This is a genomic window from Rhizobium pisi (genome assembly GCF_003938655.1).
GTDB classification, from domain to species: Bacteria; Pseudomonadota; Alphaproteobacteria; order Rhizobiales; family Rhizobiaceae; genus Rhizobium; species Rhizobium pisi.
Map to the genome: position 1 here is coordinate 24,414 of NZ_RJJT01000026.1, position 20,718 is coordinate 45,131.

The 20,718-nt window shown below is 61.8% G+C and carries 23 protein-coding genes and 1 tRNA gene; 12 read left to right on the top strand and 12 right to left on the bottom strand.

Annotated features, from left to right (window positions below; translation table 11 throughout):
- Positions 1 to 21: 21 nt before the first annotated feature.
- The 3 genes from cobT to EFD55_RS27690 all read right to left on the bottom strand — a co-directional run bounded on the left by cobT (position 22) and on the right by EFD55_RS27690 (position 3,857).
- Positions 22 to 1,923 carry a cobaltochelatase subunit CobT gene (gene cobT / locus EFD55_RS27680; RefSeq protein ID WP_125849492.1) on the bottom strand — a complete coding sequence of 634 codons (1,902 nt, stop codon included), beginning with the start codon at positions 1,921 to 1,923 and terminating at the stop codon, positions 22 to 24.
- A gap of 12 nt (positions 1,924 to 1,935) precedes the next feature.
- Positions 1,936 to 2,928 (bottom strand): cobaltochelatase subunit CobS, encoded by a 993-nt coding sequence (cobS, locus tag EFD55_RS27685; RefSeq protein ID WP_125849495.1) that lies wholly within the window; start codon positions 2,926 to 2,928, stop codon positions 1,936 to 1,938.
- A gap of 308 nt (positions 2,929 to 3,236) precedes the next feature.
- Entirely contained in the window at positions 3,237 to 3,857 is a 621-nt protein-coding gene (locus EFD55_RS27690) for a J domain-containing protein (protein ID WP_125849497.1), read from the bottom strand.
- A gap of 102 nt (positions 3,858 to 3,959) precedes the next feature.
- Between EFD55_RS27690 and EFD55_RS27695 the strand changes: the two genes are divergently transcribed.
- Positions 3,960 to 4,244 (top strand): BolA family protein, encoded by a 285-nt coding sequence (locus EFD55_RS27695; RefSeq protein ID WP_183736825.1) that lies wholly within the window; start codon positions 3,960 to 3,962, stop codon positions 4,242 to 4,244.
- A gap of 46 nt (positions 4,245 to 4,290) precedes the next feature.
- Here the strand turns inward: EFD55_RS27695 and EFD55_RS27700 are convergent, their stop codons facing one another.
- From EFD55_RS27700 to EFD55_RS27710, 3 genes are read right to left on the bottom strand one after another with little or no spacing between them, the layout of a single operon-like run.
- The gene (locus tag EFD55_RS27700) at positions 4,291 to 5,604 is read right to left on the bottom strand and encodes an HlyC/CorC family transporter (protein WP_125849499.1); all 1,314 of its coding nucleotides are present in this window, start codon (positions 5,602 to 5,604) and stop codon (positions 4,291 to 4,293) included.
- Positions 5,601 to 6,731 (bottom strand): 3-dehydroquinate synthase, encoded by a 1,131-nt coding sequence (gene aroB, locus EFD55_RS27705; RefSeq protein ID WP_125849501.1) that lies wholly within the window; start codon positions 6,729 to 6,731, stop codon positions 5,601 to 5,603. The genes EFD55_RS27700 and aroB overlap by 4 nt, the downstream gene beginning before the upstream one ends.
- Entirely contained in the window at positions 6,728 to 7,318 is a 591-nt protein-coding gene (locus tag EFD55_RS27710) for a shikimate kinase (protein WP_125849503.1), read from the bottom strand. Before EFD55_RS27710 ends, aroB begins: the two co-directional genes overlap by 4 nt.
- 132 nt (positions 7,319 to 7,450) lie before the next feature.
- Here EFD55_RS27710 and EFD55_RS27715 point away from each other — a divergent pair, with 132 nt between their 5' ends.
- The 5 genes from EFD55_RS27715 (at position 7,451) to EFD55_RS27735 (ending at position 11,274) form a co-directional block, all read left to right on the top strand.
- Positions 7,451 to 7,645, top strand: a complete 195-nt coding sequence (locus tag EFD55_RS27715) for a hypothetical protein (protein WP_125849505.1) — start codon at positions 7,451 to 7,453, stop codon at positions 7,643 to 7,645.
- A 4-nt stretch (positions 7,646 to 7,649) separates the two neighbouring features.
- On the top strand, positions 7,650 to 8,603 hold the full coding sequence (xerD, locus tag EFD55_RS27720; RefSeq protein WP_125849507.1) for a site-specific tyrosine recombinase XerD: 954 nt from the start codon (positions 7,650 to 7,652) through the stop codon (positions 8,601 to 8,603).
- 63 nt (positions 8,604 to 8,666) lie between these two features.
- Positions 8,667 to 9,620, top strand: coding sequence for an acetyl-CoA carboxylase carboxyltransferase subunit alpha (locus tag EFD55_RS27725; RefSeq protein WP_125849509.1), 954 nt, complete (start codon positions 8,667 to 8,669; stop codon positions 9,618 to 9,620).
- A gap of 197 nt (positions 9,621 to 9,817) precedes the next feature.
- Positions 9,818 to 11,044, top strand: coding sequence for a L,D-transpeptidase family protein (locus EFD55_RS27730; RefSeq protein WP_125849511.1), 1,227 nt, complete (start codon positions 9,818 to 9,820; stop codon positions 11,042 to 11,044).
- A gap of 5 nt (positions 11,045 to 11,049) precedes the next feature.
- A complete protein-coding gene (locus EFD55_RS27735; RefSeq protein ID WP_125849513.1) occupies positions 11,050 to 11,274 on the top strand; it encodes a sulfurtransferase TusA family protein in 225 nt (74 codons plus the stop codon).
- Here the strand turns inward: EFD55_RS27735 and EFD55_RS27740 are convergent.
- Both EFD55_RS27740 and EFD55_RS27745 read right to left on the bottom strand, forming a co-directional pair.
- A complete protein-coding gene (locus EFD55_RS27740; RefSeq protein ID WP_125849515.1) occupies positions 11,271 to 12,443 on the bottom strand; it encodes a CobW family GTP-binding protein in 1,173 nt (390 codons plus the stop codon). The two genes, EFD55_RS27735 and EFD55_RS27740, sit on opposite strands and share 4 nt — an antisense overlap.
- A gap of 11 nt (positions 12,444 to 12,454) precedes the next feature.
- Positions 12,455 to 13,591 carry a D-alanyl-D-alanine carboxypeptidase family protein gene (locus tag EFD55_RS27745; RefSeq protein WP_125849517.1) on the bottom strand — a complete coding sequence of 379 codons (1,137 nt, stop codon included), beginning with the start codon at positions 13,589 to 13,591 and terminating at the stop codon, positions 12,455 to 12,457.
- Positions 13,592 to 13,747: 156 nt separating this feature from the next.
- Between EFD55_RS27745 and EFD55_RS27750 the strand changes: the two genes are divergently transcribed.
- The 3 genes from EFD55_RS27750 to EFD55_RS27760 all read left to right on the top strand — a co-directional run bounded on the left by EFD55_RS27750 (position 13,748) and on the right by EFD55_RS27760 (position 15,560).
- Positions 13,748 to 14,911 (top strand): M20 aminoacylase family protein, encoded by a 1,164-nt coding sequence (locus EFD55_RS27750; protein ID WP_125849519.1) that lies wholly within the window; start codon positions 13,748 to 13,750, stop codon positions 14,909 to 14,911.
- A 54-nt stretch (positions 14,912 to 14,965) separates the two neighbouring features.
- Positions 14,966 to 15,042, top strand: a tRNA-Arg gene (locus EFD55_RS27755).
- 254 nt (positions 15,043 to 15,296) lie between these two features.
- A complete protein-coding gene (locus EFD55_RS27760; RefSeq protein ID WP_125849521.1) occupies positions 15,297 to 15,560 on the top strand; it encodes a DUF982 domain-containing protein in 264 nt (87 codons plus the stop codon).
- A 167-nt stretch (positions 15,561 to 15,727) separates the two neighbouring features.
- On the opposite strand, the gene EFD55_RS27765 is transcribed toward EFD55_RS27760, so the two are convergent.
- On the bottom strand, positions 15,728 to 16,246 hold the full coding sequence (locus tag EFD55_RS27765; RefSeq protein ID WP_125849523.1) for a DUF2937 family protein: 519 nt from the start codon (positions 16,244 to 16,246) through the stop codon (positions 15,728 to 15,730).
- A 145-nt stretch (positions 16,247 to 16,391) separates the two neighbouring features.
- Between EFD55_RS27765 and EFD55_RS27770 the strand changes: the two genes are divergently transcribed.
- Positions 16,392 to 16,661, top strand: a complete 270-nt coding sequence (locus tag EFD55_RS27770; RefSeq protein ID WP_125849525.1) for a hypothetical protein — start codon at positions 16,392 to 16,394, stop codon at positions 16,659 to 16,661.
- Between the two features lie 116 nt (positions 16,662 to 16,777).
- Positions 16,778 to 16,930, top strand: coding sequence for a hypothetical protein (locus EFD55_RS33350; RefSeq protein ID WP_164737547.1), 153 nt, complete (start codon positions 16,778 to 16,780; stop codon positions 16,928 to 16,930).
- Between the two features lie 45 nt (positions 16,931 to 16,975).
- Here EFD55_RS33350 and EFD55_RS27775 read toward each other — a convergent pair whose 3' ends face one another.
- Positions 16,976 to 17,266: a BON domain-containing protein gene (locus tag EFD55_RS27775; protein ID WP_125849527.1), complete on the bottom strand. Its 291-nt coding sequence runs from the start codon at positions 17,264 to 17,266 to the stop codon at positions 16,976 to 16,978.
- Between the two features lie 112 nt (positions 17,267 to 17,378).
- On the bottom strand, positions 17,379 to 18,029 hold the full coding sequence (locus EFD55_RS27780; RefSeq protein WP_125849530.1) for a hypothetical protein: 651 nt from the start codon (positions 18,027 to 18,029) through the stop codon (positions 17,379 to 17,381).
- Between the two features lie 383 nt (positions 18,030 to 18,412).
- Here EFD55_RS27780 and dxr point away from each other — a divergent pair, with 383 nt between their 5' ends.
- Positions 18,413 to 19,603, top strand: a complete 1,191-nt coding sequence (gene dxr / locus EFD55_RS27785; RefSeq protein WP_125849532.1) for a 1-deoxy-D-xylulose-5-phosphate reductoisomerase — start codon at positions 18,413 to 18,415, stop codon at positions 19,601 to 19,603.
- A 20-nt stretch (positions 19,604 to 19,623) separates the two neighbouring features.
- On the opposite strand, the gene EFD55_RS27790 is transcribed toward dxr, so the two are convergent.
- Positions 19,624 to 20,709: an ABC transporter ATP-binding protein gene (locus EFD55_RS27790; RefSeq protein WP_125849534.1), complete on the bottom strand. Its 1,086-nt coding sequence runs from the start codon at positions 20,707 to 20,709 to the stop codon at positions 19,624 to 19,626.
- Between the last annotated feature and the right edge of the window lie 9 nt (positions 20,710 to 20,718).

The following is a 20,718-nucleotide window of genomic DNA, read 5'->3' on the forward strand; positions in this document are numbered from 1 at the left end:
GGGCGGTTTCCGGGAACGGCGTCAGCCGGCACGGCGTAGCCGGCCGCCGCGCGGCTGGGCGGATTGATCTTCGAAGAGCGAGGCAAGCTGCTCGGTCATCGCGCCGGCAAGCTCGTCCGCATCGACGATCGTCACGGCGCGGCGATAGTAGCGCGTCACGTCATGACCGATGCCGATTGCCAGCAGTTCCACTGGCGAGCGCGTCTCGATCTGCTCGATGACGGCGCGAAGGTGTCGCTCGAGATAATTGCCCGGATTGACCGACAGCGTCGAATCGTCGACCGGCGCGCCGTCCGAGATCATCATCAGGATACGGCGCTGCTCGCGGCGTGCGAGCAGGCGATTGTGCGCCCAGATCAGCGCCTCGCCGTCGATATTTTCCTTGAGCAGGCCCTCACGCATCATCAGCCCGAGATTGGAGCGTGCCCGCCGCCACGGCGCGTCCGCCGACTTGTAGATGATGTGGCGCAGGTCGTTGAGGCGGCCCGGCGTCTGCGGCTTGCCGCCGGCAAGCCAGCTTTCGCGCGCCTGCCCGCCCTTCCACGCCTTCGTCGTGAAGCCGAGGATTTCGACCTTGACGCCGCAGCGCTCCAGCGTGCGGGCAAGAATGTCGGCGCAGGTGGCGGCAACCGTGATCGGTCGGCCGCGCATCGAACCGGAATTGTCGATGAGCAGGGTGACAACAGTGTCGCGGAATTGCGTGTCGCGCTCCATCTTGAAGGAGAGCGCCTGCATCGGATCGATGATGATGCGCTGCAGCCGGGCCGAATCGAGATAGCCCTCTTCCAGATCGAAATCCCAGGCGCGATTCTGTTGCGCCATCAGGCGGCGCTGCAGCCGGTTGGCGAGCCGCCCGACCGCGCCTTGCAGATGCGCCAGCTGCTTGTCGAGGAAGGCGCGCAGGCGCTCCAGCTCAGCGGCATCGCAGAGTTCCTCGGCCGTGATGATCTCGTCGAACTCTTCGGTAAAGACGTGATAATCGACCTTCTCGTTGAAATCGGCGAAAGGCGTGTTCGGGCGGCGGGTCTCGCCGGGTGTTTCCGAATCGTCCTCGCCCTCTTCCATCATGTCGTCGTCAGAGATTTCGGCGCCTTCGGTCTCGCCGTCCTCCATCTGCTCGTCGGCGACCTCGCTGTCCTCGACAGGCGCGGCGTCGGTGCCGGCATCCTCGTCGACGTCGTCCTGGTCCTGCTCGTCGCCGCTCGGCTGGTCTTCCTGGTCCGACTGGTCGTTATCGTCGGCCTGGCTGTCGTCGTCACCGTATTCCTCGGCCATTTCCATGGCCGACAACATGTTGCGGACGACCTTGGCGAAGGCCTGCTGGTCGTTGATCGCCTCCGAAAGGTTGTCGAGTTCCGATCCCGCCTTGTCCTCGATGAAGCCGCGCCAGAGATCGAGCACCTTGCCGGCCGAGGCCGGTGGGCGGTGGCCGGTCAGCTTCTCGCGCACCATCATCGCCACGGCTTCACCGATCGGCGCGTCTTCCTGACGCTCTATGCCGGTGAAATTGGCCTTGGAATATTTCTCCTCCGTCATGGAGCGCAGATTCGCAGCCATGCCCTCCATGCGCAGCGCGCCGATCGACTCGACACGCGCCTGCTCGACGGCATCGAAGATCACCCGGGCGTCCGAGCCCTGCGGCGCCATCGTCGCATGCAGCTTCTCGTCATGGCAGGCAAGGCGCAGCGCCATGGAATCGCCGAGCCCGCGGGTCACCGCCAGCTCGTGCGCCGTCGGCCGCTTGGAAAGCTCCGGCAGCCGAATGCGCTCGCCGGTCATCCCCGGCCGTTCGTTGGCGAAGGTCACCTCGATATCGCCGTCGCCGGCGATCGAGCGCACGCAGCCCGATATCGCCCGGCGCAATGGCTCGACGTCGACAGGAGCGCCGGGCTTTGCTTTCGAATTGTCACCGCGAGATGCCATGATCGGTCGGTCTCAGGCTCCGAGAACGATGTTGGCGGCACTTTCCTTCAGCTCGACGCCGAAGGCGCGCTGATAGTGCTCGGCAACCAGCGGACGTTCCAGCTCGTCGCACTTGTTGAGGAAGGTGACGCGGAAGGCGAAGGCGAGATCGCCGAAGATCTCGGCGTTTTCAGCCCAGGTGATGACCGTGCGCGGGCTCATGACGGTGGAGAGATCGCCGTTCATGAAGGCAGCGCGCGTCAGGTCGGCAACGCGAACCATCTTCGATACGGTCTCGCGGCCGTTCTTGTCCTTGCCGAAGCTCTTCACCTTGGCGGCGACGATATTCACTTCGTGATCATGCGGCAGGTAGTTCAGCGTCGTCACGATCGACCAGCGGTCCATCTGCGCCTGGTTGATCTGCTGCGTGCCGTGATAGAGGCCGGTCGTGTCGCCGAGGCCGATCGTATTGGCGGTTGCAAACAGGCGGAAAGCCGGATGCGGCCGAATGACGCGGCTCTGATCGAGCAAGGTCAGGCGACCGGAGGATTCCAGCACGCGCTGGATGACGAACATCACGTCGGGGCGGCCGGCATCGTATTCGTCGAAGACGAGCGCGACATTGTGCTGATAGGCCCAGGGCAGAATGCCGTCCTTGAATTCGGTCACCTGCAGCCCGTCCTTGACGACAATCGCATCCTTGCCGACGAGATCGATACGGCTGACATGGCTGTCGAGGTTGATGCGCACGCAGGGCCAGTTGAGCCGCGCCGCCACCTGCTCGATATGCGAGGACTTGCCCGTGCCGTGATAGCCGGAGATCATCACGCGGCGGTTATGCGCGAAGCCTGCGAGAATGGCGAGCGTCGTGTCACGGTCGAACAGGTAATCGGGGTCGAGATCAGGCACATAGGCGTCGCCCTTGCTGTAGGCGGGAACGCGGATGTCGGATTCAATACCGAAGGTCTCGCGGACCGAAACGGTGGTGTCGGGCAGTTCTGATATATCGAGGTCGATCTTGCTCATCATGTCTCCAAGGCGGGTGAAGCCACCCGGCCATACTGTCTCAGGCCATGTCGCAACCGTGACGCCGCGATTTTGTCCGCGCCCGTCCAGGTCGGAACGTCGGCGATACTTCTCCGGGACTGAAACGAAACCTCGGCGGGATAATGACCGCTTGCGAGCATTCTTGAAAGAGTCCCGGACAAGAAACGCCGCGTCCGGAAGGTCGGCGGAGGCGATGTCAGGAAAACGCGCAAATATATGCCGCGTTTGCCTGCGGCCTCAGCCGATTTGGACCATACCCGATTGAAGCCCAAGAGCAAGGACGGGAATTAACAAAAACCGTTCTGCTTCAACAATTGATAGGCCTGGATGACGGCGCGGAAACGCTCCTCCGAGCCACGATCGCCGCCATTGGCATCCGGATGGTGCTTCTTGACCAGTTCCTTGTAGCGGCTCTTGATTTCAGCCGACGTCGCGTTGGCGTGAAGGCCCATCGTGTCGAAAGCTTTGCTTTCCAGCGATTTCAGCTTGCGCGCCTGGGGAAAACGCGGCCCGCTGCCCTTACCGCCGCCTTCCTTGACGAAGCCGAATGGATCGCGAACGCGGGTGTAGGCGCCGGAGCGGACCTCCGAATGCAACGGGCTGTCTTTCGCCGCCTTGTTGACGCCGACGGTCCATGTCGGCCGGTGGCCGGTGATCGCCTCTTTCTGATAGCGCGCGATCTCGCCGTCCGAGAGCCCGGAGAAATAATTGTAGCCCTTGTTGTATTCCTTGACGTGCTCGAAGCAGAACAAAAAGAACTGGCCCTCCGCATTGCGTCCCACGGGAGCGCGATGCGAGCCCTTCTTGTCACAGCCGTCCCACTGACAGGTAGGCGGCGCCTGCTCTGCCTCCTGCTCGCGTTTGCGACGTGTTCGGATGCGGTCGAAATATTTGGAATCAAGTCTCATGACGGCGCTAATTATGGGGCTGCCGCGAGGCGACAACAAGAATTGACAAATGGGAATGTTGCTGGCTTGGTGGGAACCCTTTTCGCGAAGCAGCAAGACCGGATGATGACCCTGCGGACCCGCATCGAAGAAAAACTTGTCGAAGCCTTCGCGCCCGAACGCCTGAGCGTCATCGACGAGAGCCATCTGCATGCCGGCCATCAGCCCGACATCACAGGCACCGGCGAAACCCACATGCGGGTGAGGATCGTTTCGGCACAATTCGCCGGCATGTCGCGGCTGGCGCGCCACCGGGCGATCACCGACCTGTTGAAACCGGAACTCGATGCCGGATTGCACGCGCTCGCCGTCGAACCGGCGGCACCCGGTGAACCGACCCGCTGGTAGCGGCACAGCCTATATGGATATCCGCCGCCCGCAATCCAAGCGGGGATCAGCCGGGTTTCGTGTCGTCTTCCTGCGCGGGACGGATGCGCAGCTTGGTGATCCGGTTCTTCTCCCGCTTCATGACGATGAAACGCTTGCCGTGGAAGGTAAAAGCCTGGCGCTCTTCCGGGATAGTCATGGATTCGTGAATGACCAGGCCCGCGATCGTCGTTGCCTCCTCGTCTGGCAGGTTCCAGTCGAGCGCGCGGTTCAGGTCGCGGATCGGCACGCCGCCGTCGACGACGACGGAACCGTCCGCCTCCTGGCGCACGCCCTGCATCTCGATATCGTGTTCGTCGGAAATGTCGCCGACGATTTCCTCCAGAATATCCTCCAGCGTGACGATGCCCTGCACCTCGCCATATTCGTCGACGACGACGGCGAAATGCTGCTTGCGGCGCAAGAAGGCATTGAGCTGGTCTTCGAGGTTCGTGCTGTCAGGCACGAACCACGGCTTCTGCGCGATCTTCACGATATCGAGGTTCTGCGGCTCCATGTTGGGCTCGGCAAGCGCCCGCAAGAGATCCTTGGCATGGACGACGCCGATGATGTTGTCGATCGTGCCGCGCCACAGCGGCATGCGCGTGTAAGGGCTTTCAAGAATGGCGCGCACCACCGCTTCCGGCGAATCGTCGGCATTGATCGCCCGCATCGCGGTGCGATGGACCATGATGTCGGAGAGTTCCAGCTCGCTGAGATCAAGTACGCCGCCAAGGCGGTCGCGGTCTGCCTTTACGACCGATCCCTCGCGGTGCAGGAGATCGACGGCGCCGCGCAGTTCCTCATGCGCCGTCAACATCGAGACCTCCCGTGAGAGATTGATGCCGAACAGCGAAAGAATCCATCGCACGATGGCGTTGACAAAGGAGGAAACCGGGCCGACGACGGCAACGAAGAGCTTGGCTGGAAATGCCACGGCAAGGGCGAAGCGATCGGGCGTCGAAATCGCCCAGCTCTTCGGCAGCACCTCCGCAAAGATGACCAGGATGACGGTCATCGCCAGCGTCGCCAGCGCCACGCCGGAATTGCCGAACAGTCCGAGAAAAAGGCTGGTGGCGATCGAGGACGACAGGATGTTGGCGAGATTGTTGCCGATGAGCAGCGCGCCGATCAGCCGGTCGCGACGTTCGATCAGTTGCCTAACGAGGCCGGCGCGCTCGTCGCCGTTTGCCTCCAGCGTATGGATGCGGCTGCGCGAAACGGCCGTCAGCGCAGTCTCCGAGCCGGAAAAGAAGGCAGACATGAGCACGAGCGCCGCAATCGAAAGGATTTCCGGCCAATACGCCACGAGAAATGCAAGAGCGCCTTCGACCGCGGTCAAGGGTGTTTTTCCCGGAGAAAGCTGATCACTTCGGAGGCGGGAATGTCGTCGGCGACGAAGGACTGGCCGATGCCGCGCGTCAGGATGAAGGTGAGCTTACCGCTCTTGACCTTCTTGTCCTGGGCAATCGCGTCCATCAGTGTTTCGGCCGGCGGCAGTTCGCCAGGAATCTCAGACATGCGGGTCGGCAGGCCAACCTCTCTCAGGTGTCGCTCGACACGGCGCGCATCGTCGGGGCTTGCAAGGTTCATCCGCGCGGAGAATTCATGCGCCAGCACCATGCCGATCGAAACGCCCTCGCCATGCACGAGGCGGCTGCTGTCATAGGCCGTCGCCGCTTCCAGCGCATGGCCGAAAGTGTGGCCGAGATTAAGCAGCGCCCGCTGCCCGTTTTCCCGCTCGTCGGCGACGACGACGTCGGCCTTTGCCTGGCAACTGGTGGCAATCGCCTCGATGCGCGCGGACCCACCTGTAAAAACCGCCTTCCAGTTGGCTTCCAGCCAGGCGAAAAAGTCAGGCTTGTCGATCAGCCCGTATTTTGCGACCTCGGCGTAACCGGCGCGGAATTCGCGTTCGCTCAGCGTGTTCAGCACATCCGTATCGGCCAGAACCAGATCCGGCTGATGGAAGACGCCGATCAGATTCTTGCCGTGGCGGGAATTGATGCCGGTCTTGCCGCCGACGGAGGAATCGACCTGCGCCAGCAGCGAAGTCGGCACCTGCACGAAGCGCACGCCGCGCCTGATGATGCCGGCCGCAAATCCCGAGAGGTCGCCGATGACGCCGCCGCCGAGCGCGATGACGCAGTCGTTGCGTTCGACACGGGCCTCGAGCACCTTGTCGCAGACCGTGATCAGATGTTCGAAGCTCTTCGTCTTCTCGCCGGCCGGCAGGACCACCTTGGCCGCGACGATACCCGCCGCATCGAGGCTTGCCACGAGCGCTTCGAGATAGAGCGGCGCCACATGCTCGTCGGTGACGATGGCCGCCTTGCGGCCCTTGAGGCGGGAGGAGATCTCGGCGCCGGCCCGTGCGATCAGCCCCGGCCCGATCAGGATATCATAGGCCCGCTCGCCGAGCGGCACATGCACCGTCTGGACGGCGGGAGCGGAGGTTATCGCATTCATGACGCTGCACTTTCTTTTTGAGCTTCGACCACGGCCTTCAGCACTTCGTCGGCCATGATTTCCTTGCGCACGTCGCGCGAGAGCACGGTGAGGTCAGCCAGCGCATAGATCGGATAACGCGCGTTCATCAGGTTTTCGAGCGTCTGCTTCGGATTTTCGGTCTTGAGCAGCGGTCGCGTGTCGCGCTTGTTGACCCGCTCCCAGAGCACATCGAGATCCGCCTTCAGCCAAACGGAAAGTCCGCCCTTCTTGATATGCCGGCGCGTCCGTTCGTTGACGAAGGCGCCGCCGCCGGTGGAGACCACACGCGGCCCGTTTTTCAGGAGCCGTTTGATGACCCGCGTTTCCAGCGCCCGGAACTCTTCCTCGCCATAGGCTGCAAAAAGTTCGGCGATCGTCATGCGCGAAACGCGCTCGATTTCGTGATCGCTGTCGATGAAGGGAATGCCGAGCTGGCTGGCGAGGATGCGCCCGACGGAAGATTTTCCAGCACCCATCAGGCCGACGAGGATCAGATTGCGTGAACCGAGCGCGGCGCGAGCTCTGTCTTTCAGGCTGTCAGCAACGGTCAGCAGTGGGTCACTCATCGGTCCATTCACACTTTGTTTGCAAACCGTATCGACAAATGCAGGTGGAGCGTCAAGTCGCGGACAAGGGAATCGTGGCTTGAATAGCGCTTCTTGCACTTGCGAATATGCTTCTTATAACAGAAGCAGAGCATGAAGGAGTTGCCGGATATGCCGACCTTGTTCCGTTTCCTGTTCTTCTGCGCGATCCTCGCCGGGACGGTCTACGGAGCGATGTGGGCGCTTGTGACCTTCGTGGAGCCGCAGCAGCGCGACGTAACGATCCGCATTCCGTCCGAGCGGGTCAACCCGCCTGCGACGGGCACGATCGATGCGACCAGGAAGTGAGGACATGAGGGATCTCGGCCGCGTCCATGTGGAATCCTTCCTGGAAATGATGAGCGCCGAACGGGGTGCTGCCGCCAACACGCTGCAATCCTATGAGCGCGACCTCGAAGACGTCCTCTCCTTCCTGAACGGCCGCAGCATCCGGCTCATCGAAGCCGCCTCCGCCGATCTTGCTGCCTATCTCTCTTCGCTCGCCGGCCAGGGCTTCAAGCCCTCTTCGCAGGCGCGCCGGCTTGCGGCCATGCGCCAGTTCTACAAGTTCCTCTACGCCGAAGGCATTCGCACCGACGACCCCACAGGTATCCTGGACGCGCCGAAGAACGGACGCCCCCTGCCGAAGACGATGGGCGTCGAAGAGGTGAGCCAGCTGCTTTCTCAGGCGCAGGCCGAGGCCGATGATCCGGCACCCGGCCAATTGCAGCGCCTGCGTATGCTGGCACTCCTGGAACTGCTCTACGCCACAGGCATGCGCGTCAGCGAGCTCGTCTCGCTTCCCGCCCGCGTGCTCGACCAGGAGGGCCGCTTCCTGATGATCCGCGGCAAGGGCAACAAGGAGCGGCTGGTGCCGCTCTCGCATTCGGCGATAACGGCGCTCAAATCCTACGGGCGCCTGCTGGCGGCCGAAAACGCCGCCGCCAAGGAGCCGCAGGAAAGCCCCTGGCTGTTTCCTGCCGCCTCCAGGGAAGGCTACCTGCCGCGCCAGGTTTTTGCCCGCGACCTGAAGAACCTGGCGATCCGCGCCGGCCTGACGCCGTCGCTGATTTCACCGCATGTCATGCGCCACGCCTTTGCGAGCCACCTGCTTGCCAATGGCGCGGATCTGCGCGTCGTGCAGGAACTCCTCGGCCATTCGGACATTTCGACCACGCAGATCTACACCCATGTCCTCGAAGAGAGGCTGCAGCAGCTTGTCCAGACGCATCACCCCCTTGCCAAACAGGCGAAAAAGCACGAATAGGACCGGCGACAAGGGGCGGAGCCAGGAAAACGCCCCGAGGCACAAGGAACGGAAACGCACCTCATGCACAATTATCTCGACTTCGAAAAGCCGATCTCCGACCTCGAAGGCAAGATCATCGAGCTGAAGAAGCTCGCAACGGAAGACGAGAGTATCGACACCACCGATGAGATCGGCAGGCTGGAGGTTCGCGTCCGTGAGGCGATCGTTGAAATCTATTCCAAGCTGAACCCCTGGCAGAAGACGCAGGTCGCCCGCCATCCGCAGCGCCCGCATTTCGTCGACTACGCCAAGACGCTGTTTCAGGAATTCACGCCGCTCGCCGGCGACCGCAAGTTTTCCGAGGACGCCGCGATCCAGGCGGGTCTTGCCCGCTTCCGCGGCCAGCCCGTCGCCGTCATCGGCCAGGAAAAGGGCAACGACACCAAAAGCAGACTGAAGCACAATTTCGGCAGCCCGCGGCCGGAAGGCTACCGTAAGGCGATCCGCATCCTTGAAATGGCCGATCGTTTCGGCCTGCCCGTCATTTCGCTGGTGGATACAGCAGGCGCCTATCCCGGCGTCGGTGCCGAAGAGCGCGGCCAGGCCGAGGCGATCGCCCGTTCGACGGAAATGTGTCTCGGGGTCAAGGTTCCCCTCGTTTCCGTCGTCATCGGCGAAGGCGGCTCAGGTGGCGCGATTGCGATCGCTACCGGCAACCGGGTCTATATGCTCGAGCATTCGATCTACAGCGTCATCTCGCCGGAAGGGGCAGCCTCCATCCTCTGGCGCGATTCCACCCGCGCCCGGGAAGCGGCGACCAACATGAAGATCACCGCCGAGGACCTGAAATCGCTCGGCGTCATCGACGGCATCATTTCCGAGCCGCTCGGCGGCGCGCATCGCGACCCCGACAGTGTGATAGCGGCAACCGGCGATGTGATCGCCAATGCGCTCGGCGAAATGGCATCGCGTTCCGGCGAACAGCTGCGCAACGAGCGGCGGCAGAAATTCCTGAATATGGGCCGCAATCTTTAGGGTAAGACCTCGACCGTTGAGGATTGAGGCCAAACCTTGGCCACATTAATGTTATCTGTGACATTTGCGCTTGCGGGGGTGTTCCGGGCAAGTCATAGGCTGTTAAGAATTTGTGAAGTATAAGCCACTTATGATTCCGCTTCGTGCCCGGACTCCATAGGCGGACCGGGACGCATTATCTTTATGGGCTAGTTTGGATGCGCATACGTCATTTTGCCTATGTTTCCCTCATGGCGCTGGCTCTGGCCGGCTGCAATGACGCGTTGGAAACCGCGCAGGTCGATCTTTCCACGGTCAAGAACAAGGTCGAGCAGCCGCTTCCCTCTCACATCCTTACCGCCATGGCCGCCAAGGGCATGGACCGCAATTCGCCGATCATGATCCGCATCTTCAAGGAGGAAGGTGCGATGGAGATCTGGAAGGCCAAGACCGACAACCGTTTCGACAAGATCGCCGATTACAAGATCTGCGCCTGGTCCGGCCGTCTCGGTCCGAAGGTCAAGACCGGCGACCGGCAGGCGCCGGAAGGCTTCTACGAGCTGACGCGCGCCAACCTCAACCCCAACTCGAAATATTATCTGGCCATCAACACCGGCTTCCCGAACCGCTACGACGCGGTGAACGGCCGCACCGGCTCCGATCTGATGATCCATGGCGCCTGCTCGTCGTCGGGCTGCTATTCGATGACCGACCAGCAGGTGCTCGAGATCTACGCCTTTGCTCGCGACGCCTTCAAGGGCGGCCAGTCGACGGTGCAGCTGCAGGCCTTCCCCTTCCGCATGACGGCGGAAAACATGGTCAAGCATCGCCTCGACACGAACTACGACTTCTGGAAGATGCTGAAGGTCGGCTACGACAATTTCGAAGTGACGAAGCGCCCGCCCGAGGTGAACGTCTGCGAGAAGAAATACGTCTTCAACCAGCAGGCAACCGATGGCGGCGCCTTCAACGCCGCCGGCAAATGCCCTGCCATGTCGACGCCGCCGGCGCTGACGGCTGCCCTTGCCTCCTACGGTAAGACCTATGACGCCGACTATGCCAAGGCGATGAGCAAATTTGACGGCATGGCCTGGTACGATCCGTCCGAGGCCGAGCGGAAGGCCGTGGTCGCCAAGCTGCGCAAAGGCCGCGAGCTCGCTTTTGCACCGACCGGCACATCGCTCGAAGCCGGACGCATGGTCAAGGTCGCAGAACTCGAAGACATGATGGCCAAGCGCACCGCCCAGAGCCTCACCGCCAAGACCGCGACCGGCGCCACGCCTGCGACACCTGCCCCATTGCAGCCAACGGCAGTCGCCGAAGCAGTACCTGCAGTCGTACCGGTGCCGATGCAGAATCCGCTGGCCTTTGCCGCGCCCGAACCGCAGGAGACGGCGGAAGTCGCGGCAAAGAAGCCGTTCTGGAAATTCTGGGCGAGGAACTGAACGGCTTGAACCCCGTTCTTTACGATCTTCGTGGCCTGAAATGCCCGTTCCCCGTGATCAAGACACGCAAGAAGCTCGCCGCCATGGCAAGCGGGGCGCTCATTCAGGTCGACACGACAGACCCGCTTGCCGTGATCGACATGCCGCACTTCTGCAATGAGGACGGCCACGAATTGATCGAGACCGAAAAGACCGAAACCGGTCACCGCTTCCTGATCCGCAAAGGCTAAATTCGTAGTCCGGGAATGGCGAGCGGATTGTCGGACAGCGCCGCACGGTCCGGCATGTCGATGCGCGGCTTGCCAAGGAAGGCGTCGAAGAGATCCTTGACGAAAGCCTCCGGCAGATCCCGGGTGATCAATACCATGCGTGTGCGCCGGTCTTCCCCCGGCCAGGCGGGAAGCCGCACCGGCGGATGGAATATGCTCTGCACGCCGTGCAGCACCAGAGGCCGATCCGGCCGGTCGGAGACGGAAACGATCGCCTTCATCCTCAGCAGCTTCTCGCCATGGGCCGAGCGCAGGAGATCAATGAACATGTCGAGCGCCATCGGATCGATCGGCTTCTCCTCGACGATGGAGAAGGACCGGATCGAGGCATCGTGACGGTTGACGTCGTGCGGGTCCTGATCCGCGTGACCGTGATGATGGTGGTGATGGCCATGATGATCGCCATTATGATCATGATTGTGATTGTGATCGTGATCATGATGATGATGCGCCTCGTGTGCATCCTCGTCCTGCAGCCAGCGGCCGACATCGGCGATCTTTGTCGTGGGGTCGTAGAGGCCGTTCACCAGCACCGCGGCACTGCCCGCCTCGGCGCTGTCGGCATTCATCATCGCGGCGCGCGGATTGAGCATCCTGAGGCGCTTTTCCAAGGCATCCGCTTGCTCGGTCATCGACTTTTTCGAGATGATCAGCCGGTCGGCGACCGCCACCTGCTTGCGCGCTTCCTCGTGATTGTCGAGCGTTTGCAGCCCGTTCACCGCATCGACGACGGTCACGACGCCGTCGAGCTCGAAATTCTGGGCGATAACAGGATTTCCCATGATCGCCTGCATCACGGGCGCGGGATCGGCAAGGCCGGTCGTCTCGATGACGACGCGCTTCACCGGCTTGACGCGGCCCGTCTGCACGGCATCCATCAGGTTCGCCAGCGTATCCACAAGTTCGCCGCGCACGGTACAGCAGAGGCATCCATCCGATAGCTCGATGATCGAATCGCCGGAGCTTTCGACCAGAAGATGGTCGATGCCGACATCGCCGAACTCGTTGATGATGACGGCCGCATCCTTCATGACGGCATCTCTAAGGATGCGGTTGAGCAGCGTCGATTTTCCGGCGCCGAGAAAGCCCGTCAGGATGGTGACCGGAATCCTGTCGTTGAGCGCGCTCATGTCGATTGTCCCTAGAAAGCCGTCGGGCGCGGCAGTGGCACCGGCACGTTGGCGATCGTTCCCGCCGTATCGCCGCCCGCCACTTTTTCCGGCTGCGGAGCCGGCTGTTGATCCTGGCCTGGAATGAGGCCGGCAAAGACGAATTGCGGCTCGTGGTCCATTTCCTGGATGTAGGGCGACTGCACCTTCATGCGGCCGACCTCGTCACGCGTTTCGCTGCGTATCTTGGCGCCCTTGGCGCTGCAGATATCGGCGGTAATGTCGGCGACCTGATCCCGGCCCTGCCCGTAAGGCTTCAGCGAACCCAGCGTATCACTGGCGGGAAGCTGGGCGGTGAAGCCTTTCTGCAGAAGGTTCGCCGTCGCATCGGCGCGCGCCGCAAGGCTATCCGTGCCGAGCACGACTGAGACGAGCGTGCGCCCGTTGCGCGTCGCCGAGCCGATCTGGTTGAAACCCGAGGCGCAGATGAAACCGGTCTTCATGCCGTCAGCACCGGCGAACCGGCCGATCAGCAGATTGAGGCTCGGCACGTTCTGTTGGCCTGTCGTGAAGCCCTCCAGCGAGAAATAGCCGGCATATTGCGGAAAATCGCGGCGCAGCGCCACCGTGAGCACCGCGAGGTCGCGTGCCGTCGTGTACTGACCCTTGCCAGGCAGGCCGTTCGGATTGATGAAATGCGAATCCGTCATGCCGAGCTTCAGCGCCGCGCCGTTCATCCGCGTCACGAAGGCTTCCTGGGTGCCGCCGACGGCTTCGGCGACAGCGACCGCAATGTCGTTGGCCGATTTTACCATCAGGATCTTCAGCGCGCTGTCGAGCGTCAGCTTCTGGCCCGGCTTGAAATACATCTTGGCGGGCGGCTGCGCGGCGGCGCGCTTGCTCATGACGATCGGCGTGTCGAGGCTGATCTGACCGGCGCGGATCGCATCGAACACCGTATAGACGGTCATCAGCTTGGTGAGCGAGGCCGGATACCATTTGCGGAAGGCTTCTTCATGGTCCAGCACGCGACCGCTCTGCACGTCGACGAGAATACGCGGGTTGGCCTCGGCGAGCGGAACGGAGGCAAGAAAACCGGCAGTCGCGGCAACTATGAAGCTAAGCTGCCGCAAGGAGGCGGCAAATAAACTAAAGTGGCTCGTCGACACGGCTCATCCTTCAGATATCAGGAAATCTCGAAAGCTTCATCTATCTAGCCTATATGGCTATGACATGGCAAAGGTCATTGACGAAGCAATTTGCACAGCTTCACACCCTTGTGAAGCGATGAACGATCGCCGGGATTTCATAACAGGAACGCCAATATGCCGATTTTGAACAGAGCCGCCGAACTGCAGGACGAAGTCGCCGAATGGCGCCGCCATATTCACGCGCGGCCCGAACTCCTCTTCGCTGTGGAAAACACGGCCGCTTTCGTCGCCGAAAAACTCAAGGAATTCGGCGTCGACGAGATCGTCACCGGCATCGGCCGCACAGGCGTTGTCGGCCTGATCAAGGGCAAGGGCGAAGGCGGCCGCACGGTGGGCCTGCGCGCCGACATGGACGCCCTGCCGCTGACGGAGATCACCGGCAAGCCCTGGGCGTCGAAGACCCCGGGCAAGATGCATGCCTGCGGCCATGACGGCCACACCGCCATGCTGCTCGGCGCTGCGAAATATCTGGCCGAAACCCGCAATTTCAACGGCAATGTCGCCGTCATCTTCCAGCCCGCCGAAGAAGGCGGCGGCGGCGGCAACCTGATGGTCAAGGACGGCATGATGGAGCGCTTCGAGATCGAAGAAGTCTACGGCATGCACAACCTGCCGGGCCTGCCTGTGGGACAGTTCGCCATCCGCAAGGGCGCGATCATGGCGGCAACCGACGAATTCACCGTCACCATCAAGGGCCGCGGCGGCCACGCCGCCCAGCCGCACCGGACGATCGACCCGATCGCCATCGGCGCCCAGATCGTTTCGAACCTGCAGATGATCGCTTCGCGCACCACCGATCCGCTGCGCTCAGTCGTCGTCTCCGTGACCAAGTTCAATGCCGGTTTCGCCCATAACGTCATTCCGAACGATGCGACCTTCGCCGGCACGGTCCGCACCCTCGACCCCGAGATACGCACGCTGGCCGAGACCCGGTTCCGGCAGATCGTCGAGGGACTGGTCGCCGCCCACGGCGCCGAGGCCGAGATCAGCTTCCATCGCAATTATCCCGTCACCGTCAACCACCCTGATGAGACCGAGCATGCCATCACTGTCGCCAGCGCCATTGCCGGCGAAGGCAACGTCAATCCCGAGATCGATCCGATGATGGGCGGCGAGGACTTCTCCTACATGCTGAACGCCCGCCCCGGCGCCTTCATCTTCATCGGTAACGGCGACAGCGCCGGCCTCCACAACCCGGCCTACGACTTCAACGACGACGCCATCGCCCATGGCATCTCCTACTGGGTCCGCCTCGCCGAACAACGCCTCGGCCTCTGACAACAATTAAGGCTTGGCTTCCCGCCAAGCCTTTTGTATGCATGGCATCCAAGTGGTCCCGTAGCTCAGCAGGATAGAGCACCAGATTCCTAATCTGGGGGTCACGCGTTCGAATCGCGTCGGGATCACCATTTTTTCAATAAGTTAGTTGATATAAATTCGCGTTTCATGTCGCAAATATGTTGCACATGCCTCCCTTGATTTCCAAGCGTTTCAACGGGGTAGCGTCAGCCAGGATGCCGACGGACTGCTTCAGGTCGCTGGCGCCTCACAGATAGAGAAATAAGCCGAGCCGCCAAGCATTGCGGCAAATGCAAACCATCGCGAGCATTGGCACGCCTCTTGCACCGTTAAGATTACACTATCCCATCTGGAGTATTGTGTAATGGAATGGGACACCACGATCGAATTTGCTCCTGTGATCCTTCTGTTTAAGGATCCCGACAGGCTATTTTCCGTCAGGACGGCCATTGGGGCTGCCAACATGCTCATAAAAGAGTTCCCCTCCGATGACGGAGAGGAGTTTCTTGCGGCGATCGAAATCTGTCTCGATGTAGTGAAGGGCAACACTGACCCAGAGCAACTCAGAGCAGCGATTATTCGCGCTGCAGACGAGGCTGGCGTTACGGCTATCACTGTTCTCCACTGACGGCTTTAGTTCATCTGCGGCAGCGTCCGTTACCTTCAGCTACGGGCCTCTGTCGTCCCTCAGATCCGAGGGTTAGTCGCTCGGCCGCCACAGGGTTCGCATTCTCCATCGAATACCCGCAATCATTTATGCGCCCCTGCCCGGCCAGGCTGCGTTCGCGGTTTGGCTCACGGCATCTGACGGTGGACCCTTCGTGTCCTCACGGTCCGCCGCACTCCCAATCCCAGCAGTGCCGCGATAACCCAGCCACCGATAAAACCAATCGCTCCCCAGACAAGACCCGCAAAGCTTACTGGAACGCCGGGCACAAAATCACGCCAGGTGTTGGCGAGAACGCCTTGATCCGCGTCCCGCAGCAGCACGAAGGGTTTGGCGACGGGCGCAGCGGTGCCGAGGTTCAGTTGCTGCGACAGCAGCGTTTCGTAGCGCGAGATCGTACTCTGCATAGAGACGCCGCGGTCGCGCAGGAAATCGTCGGATGATAGCGCATAGGCGTTCAGCGCCTGCTGGCGGTCGAGATGGTGCGCGGCGGCCTGCTCGCTGAAATCCTCGACGATGACCCGCAGCTCGTCGATCGCGCCGCCGATCCGCTGGCGGTATTGCTGTGCAAATTCCGGCGCCTGTGAGAAAACCGTACCGCCCGCAAGCCCGGCGACGATGGCGACTATTCTTGCAATCGGTCCCATGATCGATGCCTCCGGCTGTCCATCTGCGCTAACGAGCCGGCGTGGCAAAGGTTTCCCCTTCGATACAATCGGTAACGCTATGTGATTGAACCGACACCGCTTCGGGCGAGTTGAGATTCTGACAACTCAGAAAGAGAGGTTCGTCATGAAACAGATCATTCTCGCCTGCACGCTCGCAGCCGCGTCCGTCTTTTCCGCAATGCCGTCCCAGGCGGCAAGCCTGACCATCACCACGGATAACGCGCGTCCCTATTACGGCGACTACGGCGATTCGGAACGTCCCTATTATCGCCACCGCCCTTATTACCGTCATCACATGATGACGCGCCGCGTCTCCGAGGATTGCTTCACCAAGACGGAAAGGATCTACCGACACGGCCATACGATCATCAAGGAAACCCGGATCTGCCGATAAGGCAGCCCATGTATGAAAGGCTCGACCGGTTCTTCCCGGCCGGGCTTTCCGTCTGATTTCGCCATGAGGAACTTCGCAGTATCAGCCGCGTTTATCGCGAAACAGGAGTATTCATCATGCGCACCAAGATGACTCTTTTGGCGATCGCCTATGTTGCCGTCAGCGCCCTGCTGCTTGTCATCGCGTATCACCCGCAGGGGCCGGTTGCCACGGGGAAGACGGATCGCCTGGCGGGCTCGTCCTTCCTGGTCGAGCGCTTCGCCGGTTGATGAGCGCGCATGCCGTTCGCATTTTCCGGAACCGCGCTCCAGCGGTCAATGCATGTCGCCAACCCCGGGTCCGCCAAGCAGAATCCGGTTCTGCACCGATTGCACGCCTTCGACGGCCCTGGCGACCACGGTTGCCCGTTCGATTTCGCCGACCGTGCCGACGGTGCTGGTCAGCACGATCCGGCCCTCGTCCATCGTCACCTCGACATCCGACGCATCGATCCCGCCGGCAATCGCCAGCGCATTGGCAACGGCAGCCTCGACCGATGCGCGATTGGCGATTTCCGCGTCTATTTCAGGCTCGAGCCCATGAAATGTCTGCTCTTTGAAAACCATGGTCCATTCCTCCGTGAAACCTGCAAGTCGCGCAAAACTGTGCAGCGGTCTGAAAGATCGCGATGCGCTTCGGGAAGGAAACGCCACCGGCCGGGATTTGGTTTCAGCGCGGCTACCAGTTAAGGCGATAGCGAAGATTGACCCTGCCGGCCTCATCAGCCGAAAATGGATCGCTCACCGAAGCGTCGAGATCGAGATTCGGCAGAATCGCCTGGTTGACGCCCACCGTGCTCGAGAAGTCGCCGCTGGCATTGCTGACGCCGGCGGCGGCCGACAACGAAGTTCCCGTCCAGGGATGGATGAGTTTCAGCGCCTGCGATGCCGTCACCGAGGCCTGTCTGATCTCGACCGGGTCGTAACCGATGCTGACGGAGCGGCTCGATTGCATGTCGAGCGAGTCCGACAGGATCCAGCTGCGCGAGCGGCTGAGCGTCAGCGCGCCGCCGCGGCGCAGCGTATCGACGCTGACCCTCGCCCCCAGCTGCGATTGGCCAGCCGGGGTGACGGTCGTCTTGCTGATCCTTCCCCAGAGCATCATCTGTTCGGAATCGGGCAGCGGCGCCCCGCCTTTGGTCGAGGCAAGGCCGATATCGGCACCGGCGCTCGTTTCCCATTCCGCCGGCAGGCGAAATCCCATCGTCGCCTTGTAGGATCGGTCGGAAAGCTTGGCCGGCGACCAGATCAACAGGTCGTCAGCCTTTGCGGCTGCCGCAGCCGAAGGCAGGACGGCGAAAACAATGCATGCTGTTTTGAATATCGTCATGAGATCCGATCGTTCTGACCTGACACGAGCTGCGGCGCCAAAAACCAGCGCGACCGCCTATATGAAAGCGTCCACAGCACACATGGGCGGGATAGCGGCCAAGCCGTCCATCCCGGTTTCATCCTCGATTTAATATCTGGCCGAAGGCCTGCGGCACTGACGTGCCAGTTCTTCAACGGACGCCGCAGCGCCGGCGAATATCCCTACGACCGTGAATGGCCGCGACAGGATCTCGAATCCTTCAGGAATGTCATAAGGATCACATCCAGCCCGCGCTCTGTAAACCCCTTAGGGGTTGAAATCTGCTGCACCGCACACTTGCCGCTCCCTCCAAACCCTTGTAGAGCCTGAGCCGACGAGAGAAATATTTCGCGAAATTCCATATGATGACCGGCAACACCGCGCCGCGGCGCCTCAGCATCTTCGGTTCGACCGGCTCGATCGGCCGCAACACACTCAATGTCGTCGAACATCTGGGCGGACGGGAGAGCTTCGAAATCTCCGTGCTGACAGGCAACGGCAATGTCGAGCTGCTCGCCCGTCAGGCCAAATCCTTTGGCGCTGGGATGGCGGTGACGGCGAGCGACCGGCATTACGAAGCATTGAAGAGCGAACTTTCCGGCAGCGGCATCGAAGTCGCATCGGGAAAGTCCGGCCTCATGGAGGCGGCTGACCGCGAAGCCGACTGGGTGATGGCGGCTATCGTCGGCACCGCCGGCCTGGTGCCGACGCTTGCCGCCGCCCGCCGCGGCGCCGACATCGCCCTTGCCAACAAGGAATGCCTGGTCTCGGCAGGCGATCTCTTCATCAAGGCGATCCACAAAGGCGGCGGCAAGCTGCTTCCCGTCGACAGCGAGCACAACGCGATTTTTCAGGTGCTGGAGGAAAACCAGCGTCACGCCATCGAGCGTGTCATCCTGACGGCATCAGGCGGCCCCTTCCGCACCGCCTCGTTGGAGGAAATGGCCGGCGTGACTGTGGAAACCGCGCGCGCCCATCCGAATTGGTCGATGGGATTGAAGATCTCGATCGACAGCGCCTCGATGTTCAACAAGGCGCTCGAGATGATCGAAGCGCGGCACCTTTTCGGGCTGAAACCCGAACAGATCGAGGTCATATTCCACCCCCAATCGATCATCCACTCCATGGTCGGCTATACAGATGGTTCGGTGCTGGCGCAGCTCGGCGCGCCCGATATGCGCACCGCCATCGGTTACGCGCTGGCCTTTCCGCGCCGGCCGAACCTGCCGGTCGAGCGACTGGATTTCGCCAAGCTCGCGCGGCTGGATTTCGAGGCGCCGGACGAGCGGCGGTTTCCGGCATTGCGGCTCGCGCGGCTTGCAATGACTCGCGGCGGCGTTCAGGGCGCGGTTCTGAACGGCGCCAAGGAAGTGGCGCTTGAAGCCTTCATCGAGAGGCGGCTATCCTTCCTCGCCATGGCCGACATCACCGAAAGGGTCATGGACGATCTGGCCGGCCTGCCACCGGCTGAAGGCATGGACGATGTCTTCGCCGCCGATAGGCAGGCCCGGCAAAGGGCTGCCGAGCTGATGAGGCTGGATGCCGCCGGCTGAAGGTCCGCGGCGAGCGGCGATTACCGCAATCGCTTGCCGCCTTCATCAAACAATCTGCAATCCGATGGATCGAACAACACGCTGACCTCTTCGCCTGCCGTGATGCTGATCGGCGAACGATGCTCGACGGTGAGCGACTGACCGTCGGCAAGCTGGCAATAGAGATATTGCGTTCCCCCGAGATACTCCGAGAAATCAACGGTCGCCGTCAGGCTGCCCGACTGGCCGGTTGCCACCTTCAGATGCTCCGGCCGCAACCCAAGCGTCACCGCCGCTCCAGCCGGCCTGTCTGCCGGCGACAGACCGCTTGCGATCAGGGCGCTGGCGACCTCGACCAGGCCTTTCTCGCCCCAACGGGCATTCAGCAGGTTCATCCGGGGCGAGCCGATAAAGCCCGCCACGAAAGTATTGGCGGGATCCTCGTAGATTTCCCGCGGCGTTCCTGCCTGCTCGACACGGCCGTCGCGCAGCACGACGATCTTGTCGGCGAGCGTCATCGCCTCCGTCTGGTCGTGCGTGACATAGATCATCGTATTGCCGAGTTCGCGGTGAAGGCGGGCGATCTCGATGCGCATGGAAACACGCAGTTCCGCATCGAGATTGGACAGCGGCTCGTCGAACAGGAACACGTCAGGCTTGCGCACGATTGCCCGTCCGATCGCCACACGCTGGCGCTGACCGCCCGAGAGCTGGCCCGGCCGCCGATCGAGAAGATGATCGATCTTCAGGATCGCGGAAGCGGCCTTGACCCGCGTCTCAATGTCGGCAGCATTCGTGCGCGCCATCTTCAACCCGAAGGCCAAGTTGTCGCGCACGCTCATATGCGGGTAGAGCGCATAGGACTGGAAGACCATGGCGATGCCACGCTCGGACGGATCGAGATCGGTGACGAGGCGTCCCTTGATCTCGATCTCTCCGTCGGTCACGTCCTCGAGACCGGCGATCATGCGAAGCAGCGTCGACTTTCCGCACCCGGACGGGCCGACGAAGACAACGAATTCACCTTCCGCAATCGTCAGGTCGATCCCGTGGACCACCGGCAGACTGCCATAGCTTTTTCGCACGTCCTGGAGCACGACGCTCTTGTTGCCCATATCGTTCGTCATCCCCAAACG